General features: G+C 54.9%; 6 protein-coding genes. 1 reads left to right on the forward strand and 5 read right to left on the reverse strand.

From position 1 onward, the window contains the following. Window positions 1-8: 8 nt before the first annotated feature. The 4 genes from CVT63_06855 to CVT63_06870 all read right to left on the reverse strand — a co-directional run bounded on the left by CVT63_06855 (window position 9) and on the right by CVT63_06870 (window position 5,744). Complete coding sequence (locus CVT63_06855) at window positions 9-2,576, reverse strand: hypothetical protein (protein ID PKQ27647.1); 2,568 nt, start codon at window positions 2,574-2,576, stop codon at window positions 9-11. A gap of 245 nt (window positions 2,577-2,821) precedes the next feature. Next, entirely contained in the window at window positions 2,822-3,460 is a 639-nt protein-coding gene (locus CVT63_06860) for a DNA-binding response regulator (protein PKQ27648.1), read from the reverse strand. A gap of 1 nt (window position 3,461) precedes the next feature. Then, window positions 3,462-5,120 (reverse strand): hypothetical protein, encoded by a 1,659-nt coding sequence (locus CVT63_06865; GenBank protein ID PKQ27649.1) that lies wholly within the window; start codon window positions 5,118-5,120, stop codon window positions 3,462-3,464. A 156-nt stretch (window positions 5,121-5,276) separates the two neighbouring features. Beyond that, window positions 5,277-5,744, reverse strand: a complete 468-nt coding sequence (locus tag CVT63_06870) for a hypothetical protein (GenBank protein PKQ27650.1) — start codon at window positions 5,742-5,744, stop codon at window positions 5,277-5,279. 348 nt (window positions 5,745-6,092) lie between these two features. Between CVT63_06870 and CVT63_06875 the strand changes: the two genes are divergently transcribed. Then, window positions 6,093-7,670 (forward strand): hypothetical protein, encoded by a 1,578-nt coding sequence (locus CVT63_06875; protein PKQ27651.1) that lies wholly within the window; start codon window positions 6,093-6,095, stop codon window positions 7,668-7,670. Between the two features lie 48 nt (window positions 7,671-7,718). On the opposite strand, the gene cpaB is transcribed toward CVT63_06875, so the two are convergent. Beyond that, window positions 7,719-8,408 (reverse strand): Flp pilus assembly protein CpaB, encoded by a 690-nt coding sequence (gene cpaB / locus CVT63_06880; protein ID PKQ27652.1) that lies wholly within the window; start codon window positions 8,406-8,408, stop codon window positions 7,719-7,721. Between the last annotated feature and the right edge of the window lie 325 nt (window positions 8,409-8,733).

Raw genomic sequence — 8,733 nt, forward strand, 5'->3', positions numbered from 1 at the left:
TTTTGATTTTAAAACCCCGCGCCGGTGTGTCCGCCTGTCCAGCCGTTGTAGTTGAAGTACATCGGCCGCTCAACAATGATGGGGGCATCGGAAGTCACGTGAGCGGACGCGTCGTGTCCCCTGCCCACGACATCCGCGACTTTGACCGTGACTCGCCTGTGCGGCTCGACACTGATTGAATGTGTGACGGGAACTCCATTCTCGAGCATGAAAGCGAAAACCACGTGAGCGCTGTCAACGCCGGGATTCGCGACGCAGATATACTCATCCGCCCAGTTGTAAGTGCATCCCTCGGCAAAGAACCATGAACACTTCGACAGGGATGACCCCATAACATCATGCCCTCCGGTCCAGGAATATCCAGGTGTTTCCTCTTTGTAGCAGAAGTAAGTTGGCCGCTCGGCGACTACTGGCAGGTCGCTCTCGAGGATCATCGCCGAGTCTACGTTTGCGCCAACCGCCTGGTTCACGTCCAGGGTCCAGCGGGAGTTGGCGCTTACTGTGTAGTTCCTGTCAGACGTGACCCCGTTACTCTTGAGAAAGTGGCACGTTATCATGGCATCCTCGTTGTTCGGGTTCTGAATCACGAGCCACTCCTCGAACCCGGAGCGTGTTGTGCCTTCCGCGAAGTGCCAGGTGGTCGCAGGAGAATTTGCCCCCATCACATCGTGTCCGCCGTCCCATTTGCCTTTGTAATTGAAGTACATGGACCGCTCTGCGACTATTGCGGAATCGCAATGTATTCTTGCTGACACGTCCAATCCCGGCCCCACGTCTCCGTTGACAAACACGCTGGCGCGCGATTGAGGTGAAAGCAGATACGCCTTCTGAACCACACTGGCATCTGCCTTAATATATTCAACGGTCACGACGGCTTTTTCGGAACCGGGATTTTGCAGGCATATCCACTCCTCGAAACCGGAGCGTGTTGTGCCTTCCGCGAAGTACCACTCCCGCGCGGGGGCAACAGCGCCCGCCACGACGTGTCCACCCGTCCATGAATAGCCGGCCTGGCCTTGTTTGTAGTTGAAATACATTGGCCGCTCGGCATAGAACTCACCGTTTGCCATAAGTTTCACGGAGACGTCCTGCCCCGGGCCGACCTCTTCATTCACGCTTACGGAAAACCGTGACGAAGCATTCAGCGGATATGTCCTGGTGACGGGGAGCCGTCCTCCACAGAACATGTAGGTGGCCGTCACTTCGAGAGGGCTTGATCGCGGATTTTGCAGGGACAGCCATTCGTCGAACCCGTCGTGAGTGGCGCCTTCGGCGAAGTAGTAGGAATATGTGGGCGATTTCACCGTGAAGAACCCCGCGTTTGCGGCGCCTTTGGCGGCAACACTCGCGGTTCCTTCCCAGTCATAGACAACAACCTGCCCGCTGGTCGCCCCACGTGGGACTGTGACCGTTACCTTTTTGTTGGTGAAAGTAGCCTGCGCAGCCACAGTCCCGTTGAAGGTCACCCGTGCTTCCCGACGCTTCGCTCCAAAGTTGTTGCCGGTGATGTCGATGGCGCTCCCGACTTCACCGGAACTCGCGCTCAGGCCGCCAATGCATGGCCCGTCGCCTTTGATGTCACCCATCGTCCAGGCCTCCCACACATACCTTTTCACGAAGTCGTAGCTCAGCCACACGAACCCCTGATTCGGGCCGTTCCAGGACGACCCCCAGGAGTTCACCATCTTGAATCCACCACGGTGGTCGGCGTCAGCCCCACGCGAATTGATGTTGTCGTTGTAGCCAACGATGCATACGCCGTGCCCACCGGCCAGGTCCGCGCAACCGTTATAGTCGTAGTAGGCCCTGGACGGGTAGAACCCGAAATCGGGGAAGTCAGAGTAGATCGGGATGCCCATTACCAGGAGATTGCCCTCCCCGAGCCACGCTTTGGTTCTTGCTATATCGTTCGGGCAGGAGAACGGGCCCATCTCGCTTTGCAGCCACAGGTAGCTCCAGTCGGCGGGGATGCGGTACGGTTTGGCCGCTTCAAACTGGGCGGCGGTCGGCTGTATGGTGTAATTCCCGTCGTCGTATGGCATCTCGGCGATATCGACATCGCCTTTGTTCTGCAGCACATCGAAGGCGTCGGGGAACGTCGCGCCGCAATCAACCCCACCGTTTATCTGGTTGTACACAAAAGAAGGGCTGAACTGATATTGAGCGCGGGACAGGTCCCACGTGGTGTGCTCCTGTTTTTCCGAGAAACTCTTGTAGTAGTAGCTGGTTGCCCAGGTCACGCAACTTCCCTGTTTGCCCTGATCGCCCACCGGCGGAAGCTGATCCGTCAGATCCACAGATGCCCCGAGGTGGCGCCCGGCGCCAGCTCGAGGCCAACCCGCGGCTCGAAGCCTGGCCGCCGTCTCGGGAGCAGACAGCTTGAAGCCGAGACTGTGCTTTCCATCGCTTGGCCTTGCGAGAAGCGTCCGCGGGTCGTTGCCCGCCCCCGACGCCGGAGAAGCCTGGATCGCGCACTGGGAAAAGACTATTACGACTGTCAGCATGATGGTGAGGAAGCCAGGAATCACCGACCTGCCTGAACCCCACACACGCGCACGGTTCTTCCACGTGTTCATCTATCCCTCGATTTTGATTTCCGGCCAATCTACTATTTGGCTCGGCAAAATCCTGGTGAGTCTGATCAGTCTCAGTAATGAATTTGCGGCCCGTACGAAGATGAGAAATGATCACCCGTTTGGGTTACCGCAGCAACAGGGGTCAGGCACCGTCTACCTCTCCGTCTACCTCTACTGCGTAGAGGGGTCAGGCACCGTCTACCGCTAAAGCGGTAGACGTTGCCTGACCCCTGATGAGGAGCGCGTCAGGAGACCAGGCCGTTGCGCAGAGCCTGGGCTACTGTTTCCGTCCGGTCGGAGGTTCCGAGCTTGTCGAAGATATGCGCGATGTGGGTCTTCACAGTCTGCTCGCTGATCCACAAAGCTTTGGCGATTTTTTTGTTGGTGTTTCCTTCGGAGAGCAACTGCAACACTTCCATCTCGCGGTTAGAGAGCCCGTAATCCCTGGACTTGTTCTTGGCCAGCGCCACAAACTCCTTGAGCAAGCGCGCCGTCGCGTCGGGAGACAGAAGCGCATTGCCCTCATTGACAGTCTGAATAGCTTTCACAAGCTCGTCTGAGGAAGCGTTCTTGAGCACGTAGCCGGTAGCTCCAGCCTTGATCGCCTCGTAGACGTACCCCTCCTGGTCGAGCATGGTCAGCATGATGATTTTAATATCAGGGTGTGCGTCATGGATCTTTCTGGTCGCCTGGATGCCGTTCATTCCCGGCATGCTGATGTCCATCAAGATAACATCGGGCTTGACCTTATCGACCATCTCCACGGCTTCCTCGCCGGAGCTGGCTTCGCCCACCACTTCCACCTCGTCCCCCTGGGCGAAGACAGCCCTCAGCCCTTCCCGCACCAGGTTGTGGTCGTCAACGAGCATGATCGCGATTGGCATTTCATTCCTCCACAATCTGTTTCAACGGAACATCAATCTTGACTACCGTGCCGTGATCGACCTCCGATTTGACCGATAGGCGCCCACCCAATAGTTCTGTCCGCTCCCGCATACTGGCAATCCCCAGTTTTCTCGGATTGTGTTGCGTTTTCGATATCGTGAAGCCGCGCCCATCGTCGCGTATCATCAGATGAAGTTCACTCTCCAAAACTTCGATTTCAACTGTCACCCGCGAGGCGCGCGCGTGTTTCTCAATGTTGTTGAGCGCCTCCTGAGCTATTCGGAACAGGTTGATCTGCGCGTCCTTGTTCAATTGCGGCATGTCATCCGGCTCCTGGAAGACGCATTGAATGTCGTTCTTGATCCCAAAGCTCTTCAGGTACACATCAAGAGCTTTCAGGAGCCCCATGTCATCAAGCATGGGCGGGCGAAGGCCGAGCAGAAGGTCGCGCAACTCTTTGATGCTTGTGTTGAGTTGCTCCCCGAGAGCCTTGAGGTCTATTTGCAGCTCGTCATACGTCTCGAGCGCGATTTTCTTTTCGATCACCTGGAGTTTGTAGGACATTCCGACCAGCGACTGCACGACACTGTCGTGCATCTCCGAGGCGAGCCGCCTGCGCTCGGTCTCTTGCGCGGTGATCGTCTGGTGCAGCAACCGCTTGTGAATGACCTCTTCTTCGCGAAGATTCTCGTGCAGGCGCGCTCTCGCGACAGCAACCGCCACCTGATTTGTTATTGTCGCCAGGAGGGAGACCTCGTCAGGTGAAAGATCCACGCTGGACTTGTCCGCGACAATGACTGCCCCGAGATATTTATCATGCTCGAAGAGCGGAAACGCATAGCCCTCCTCCATCGCCGACATGCCGAGAAATATCATGTTGAGATTAAACTCCTCGAGGTCGCTTATCCTGACGGGCAGGCGGTTGGCGGCAAACACGCCCTTCAGCTTCTCGGCATCCCGCCGGGAGACGACGTTCCGGCTGACGTTCTTGCCCCTGTCCCACTGGTGTAACGCCTTATGAAATACATACATTTCGGACTCATCGTTGTCGCTCAGCAACAACCCGCACAAAGACAGATCGAACAGGTTGGCCAGCTTGTCGGCGACACGTTCGAGCAGATCATCGAGAGCGGACGTCGAAATAAGTATGTCCGAGATTTTGTGGATGAGCGAAAGTTGCAGGTGCTCGATAGTCTCACGACGCTTGCGGGCGACCTCCTCACGCTCCTGTGACTCGAGAACACTCTTTACCGCCTCGGTCAGCACAGCCGGGCTGAACGGCTTGGTTATATACCTGGCGGCGCCGGCGCCCAGGCCGTGCAGTTGATCTTTTTCCAGCACCTTTGCGGTGACCATTATAACCGGGATGCCGGCTGTGGCAGGATTGTTCTTGATAAATTTAAGGACGTCCCAGCCATTGACCTTCGGGAGCATTACGTCCAGGACGATGCAGTCTGGTTTGAATTCCTCGACGCTGTCGATGGCGCTCAACCCATCATGGATCTCGATGACGTCCAGTCCTTCGAGTTGCAGATTGATCGCCATAACCCTGGAAACGTCTTTCTCGTCATCGACAATGAGTACCCTTAGTTTGTTCATCCTGTTTGTCCTATTCGTCGCGCTTCCAAAATCCCTAAAACGTTTATCGGCATCCGCCATTTATTGTTTAGCGCTATTGCCGATTGAGGGAAAACGTTAGAATGTGACGTCACAGACGGGAATGCTTGTGCTACCCGTGAGCCTGTGAAACGTCAATCAGAAGAAGTGGCATAAAATGCCCTTCTAAAGGAACGGATTTGAAGTACTGCCAGACAGTTAGCGCCGCCGTATTTCCTTATGCGGCACAAGAATAGCCAGCGCGATGTAGATTGCAAGTATTGTCAGTATCCCGATGTGCAACGGGATGATCCACTTCAGACCTGGAATGAGTCCCATTATTGCCGTGGAAAGAACCACAATAAGCAATAATCCAAGAATCCTGTTCCTCCGCGTTTCCATATTGATGCGCGCTTTGTTGCTGGGGTACGGGACAAAGATGTCGGGAGCGTCATCGAATTGCTCGGTATATCGGCTACGGCGGAAGTAAGGCTCACTCTCGCTGGTTTGAGAGTGGTAGTGGCCACGCGGCTGATAGGTATGAGTGCTTAACGCCAGAGTCATCATGCCGCGCTGAAAATCGGAAACCGTGTCCACGGGAGAATTGAGCTCTCGCTCCTTGAGGAACTCTGGCAAAAACACAACTCCCGCCCCAAGCACCAGAAACAGCAGTAACAAGATTTCCAACGCTATCCCCTCAATGCTCTTTGCTCTTTTTGCTCCAAATAGAGTTACTACATATTGATATCGCGGCGATGTTAGCACACAAAATAAGGCCAATCAAGCGTTATTTTGAAAAATATTTATGTTCTTTTTGTCTCTTTTAAGACTTGAAATGCCCGAAGATGGCTTGTTAAAAGGATTAATTAGAGTTGTTGATGTGGAATTTGGAGGTTATATTTTTTTGTGAATTATATTTATTAAAGGGATAACCACTGAGAATATTGTCCTGTTTTGTGACTTTTGTGAAGAACAAAGGTGTGAAAACGCAACACCGGGGGTCAGGCCCCCCGTGTTGCGTTTAGCAGCGTGTGAATGCCAAACGGCAAGCAGGGAACTGGCGCAAAATCATATTACGATTTAACATATAGTGGATTTTATTTTATCCAGATTCTGGTTGAAGGTAAGATGGGAAAACATTCGATCCAGCAAGTATCATACTGGGAAGCGAGAAGGCGCGGACGGGATTTGCGCAAGAGAGCTGACGCCAAAAGCAAAGCGCCGGGACACGCGAGGAAACGGAAGCTTTACTGGTTCGCTATATTTTTTGCGGTTGGTCTCGTCGCAGGGGCAACTCTCGGTTTTTATATCAGGCCAATCGCCAAGCTCGGGGCGAAGATGTACCTCGCGCTGAAAGAGAAACAGTGGCAAACGGAGGGCGCTGAGAAAAAAGAGGTCAAGACCGCCCTGACGTCCCTCTCGGCAGATCCCGGCCAGAGCGTGAACACGCTTGTCATGGGGAGCGACGCCGGTAGCAACAAGGGTGAGGGTGGGTGGTGCCGTAGCGATGTCATGATGCTCATCTGTCTGCAAGAGCGCGACAAACGCGCTATCGTGATATCGATACCCAGAGACACCAGGATTGAGCTTCCCGGGCACGGCACCAACAAGATAAACGCGGCGCACGCATTTGGTGGCCCGTCGAGCGCGATCGACGCGGCAAAGTCTTTGCTGGGAATTGATGTCCATCATTACATCAGCATGAACTTCGACGGGTTCAAGAAGATCATCAATGCCATCGGCGGAGTTCCCATCCACTTGAACAAACCGATAAACGACCCGCACTCGGGACGCCTTCCGCAGGGCGATTTGCTGCTGGACGGCGAACAGGCGCTTATCGTCGTGAGAAGCAGGAAACTACCCGGGGGCGACATCGACAGGATACAAAACCAGCAGGCGTTTCTCAAAGCGCTCATGACCAAAGCCGAGTCGATGAAGAGCGCCTGGAAGGCGAAGCGACTTGTGGACATCGTGGCCTCTACGTGCAAAATGGATTACGCAGCGGGACAACTCACCAACCTCGCGGAGGAGTTGCGCGGGTTCAAAATAGAGAACGTTCAGTTCGTCACCGTCCCCGGAGACTCGAGAATGATATCGGGGGTAAGCTACTTCGTCGCGGACATGCCGCTTTTAGCGCAGGTCACGCTCGAGGTGAAAGCGAACACCCTCATCTCTCCTGAGTTGAAAGCAAAACTGCAGGCGCCTGTAACTCGCAGGGTCGAGGAGCTGAACGGACCGGACGCGGACGCGATCTCTGTGTTGAGCGGGTGGAAGACATCGACCTGGGCAGTGCCGACCGTAGCACAAGAACTCAGGCTCTTTGGCCATGATAAGGTGTTCGAAGGGCAGAGCAAGCAGCCACTCGCCAGAACGACTGTCTATTTCAGGCATGAGGCGAAGGAAGCCTGTAAAAAAATAAAGGAGTCGGTGCCTGAGCTTGGCAATGCCGACGTCGTCTTAAACGACCAGATCCCCGTGCAGTACAACTCGCCTGTCGTGATCGTGCTTGGGCAGGATTTTAAGACTTCAAATCTCGTATCAATCTACGGCCGTATCTGTCAGCCCGCGTTTAACTTTCAAAATCTCGGCAGGAAGGTTGTCTTCTTCGATTAGCTTCCGGGCTGCGATACGCGATCATTTCGCGACTTGCGTTTCAGCGTATCATTCTTTCTCGTTGGGGCATAGCGATACGGATATCTCCCCTGTGCATACAGCCTGCGCAAGCAGTTCTACTTCCCCTGGAGAGACCAGCAAAGTGATTACAGGCGTCGCGCCCGAGCCTTCTTCGCCATCTTCGCGCACGCTCAAGATAAGTCTGTCTGTGAGCAATGTCGTGGTTCCGGGCGGCTCTCCACCTGTCGAAAGGACATCCACCTTTTCGCCGGGGCGCAACTCTCCCGAGTCGGCCGATGTCCTCGACAACTGGATTGAGTAAGCGCGAAGGTCGGCGGGTATCCGGCAAGCGAGGTTGCCGGCCCCTTTTCCGCCAGCGATAGAAGAAGCGGTGATGGGCTCGCCCTTTCCTATGAACCTCAATGCGCGCGCGCCAATTATGTCCGAGGCGCCACGGATAGTGCCCGGGACAAGGTAATCGTGTGGCACACTGCGCGCGCCGAGCATGTCGTCCGTTATTGTGGCGCCCATAGAGATGTCGCTTCTTGCGACAGGAACTTCAACGACGCTGCCTCCTTTCTCTCCCTTCATCATCCTGGACGTGTATCCAAGCAGCATTAGTCCCGCGATGATCGCGAAAGCAGTGCCGATGGCGATATTGAGTCCGGGTCGTGATCTCAAGAACTTGAACAATTCCATCAGGCACTCCTCTTTGTCGGTTTTGAGCAGTTCAAGCATTTACAATAAGCAAAGCAGGCTAATTTGTCAAGAGGGGCGCTCGGGGTGTCTTCTTCGCCCTCCGCTCGCGGACTCGAAGTCGGTCGAAGAAAACACCACTCGCTTTGCTGGGGGAAGGGGAAGGAAAGGGCATAATGGGGTCAAACCAAAATATGCGTTTTCTTCTCTTGTTGGGGGGAGAAGAGGAAGAGAGGGCGCTCGGGGTGTCTTCTTCGCCCTCCGCTCGCGGACTCGGACGTCGGTCGAAGAAAACACCCCTCGCTTTGCTGGGGGAAAAGGCATAATGGGGTCAAACCAAAATATGCGGGAAGAGGGGGCGCTCGGG

Origin of the sequence: Candidatus Anoxymicrobium japonicum (assembly GCA_002843005.1) — a bacterium.
GTDB lineage: Bacteria > Actinomycetota > Geothermincolia > Fen-727 > Anoxymicrobiaceae > Anoxymicrobium > Anoxymicrobium japonicum.

Excerpts from the sequence above, each read along its gene's own strand:
- CVT63_06855 (PKQ27647.1), bottom strand. The coding sequence starts at position 2,576 with ATGAACACGTGGAAGAACCGTGCGCGTGTGTGGGGTTCAGGCAGGTCG.
- CVT63_06860 (PKQ27648.1), bottom strand. The coding sequence starts at position 3,460 with ATGCCAATCGCGATCATGCTCGTTGACGACCACAACCTGGTGCGGGAA.
- CVT63_06865 (PKQ27649.1), bottom strand. The coding sequence starts at position 5,120 with ATGGCGGATGCCGATAAACGTTTTAGGGATTTTGGAAGCGCGACGAAT.
- CVT63_06875 (PKQ27651.1), top strand. The coding sequence starts at position 6,093 with ATGCCAAACGGCAAGCAGGGAACTGGCGCAAAATCATATTACGATTTA.
- cpaB (PKQ27652.1), bottom strand. The coding sequence starts at position 8,408 with ATGCTTGAACTGCTCAAAACCGACAAAGAGGAGTGCCTGATGGAATTG.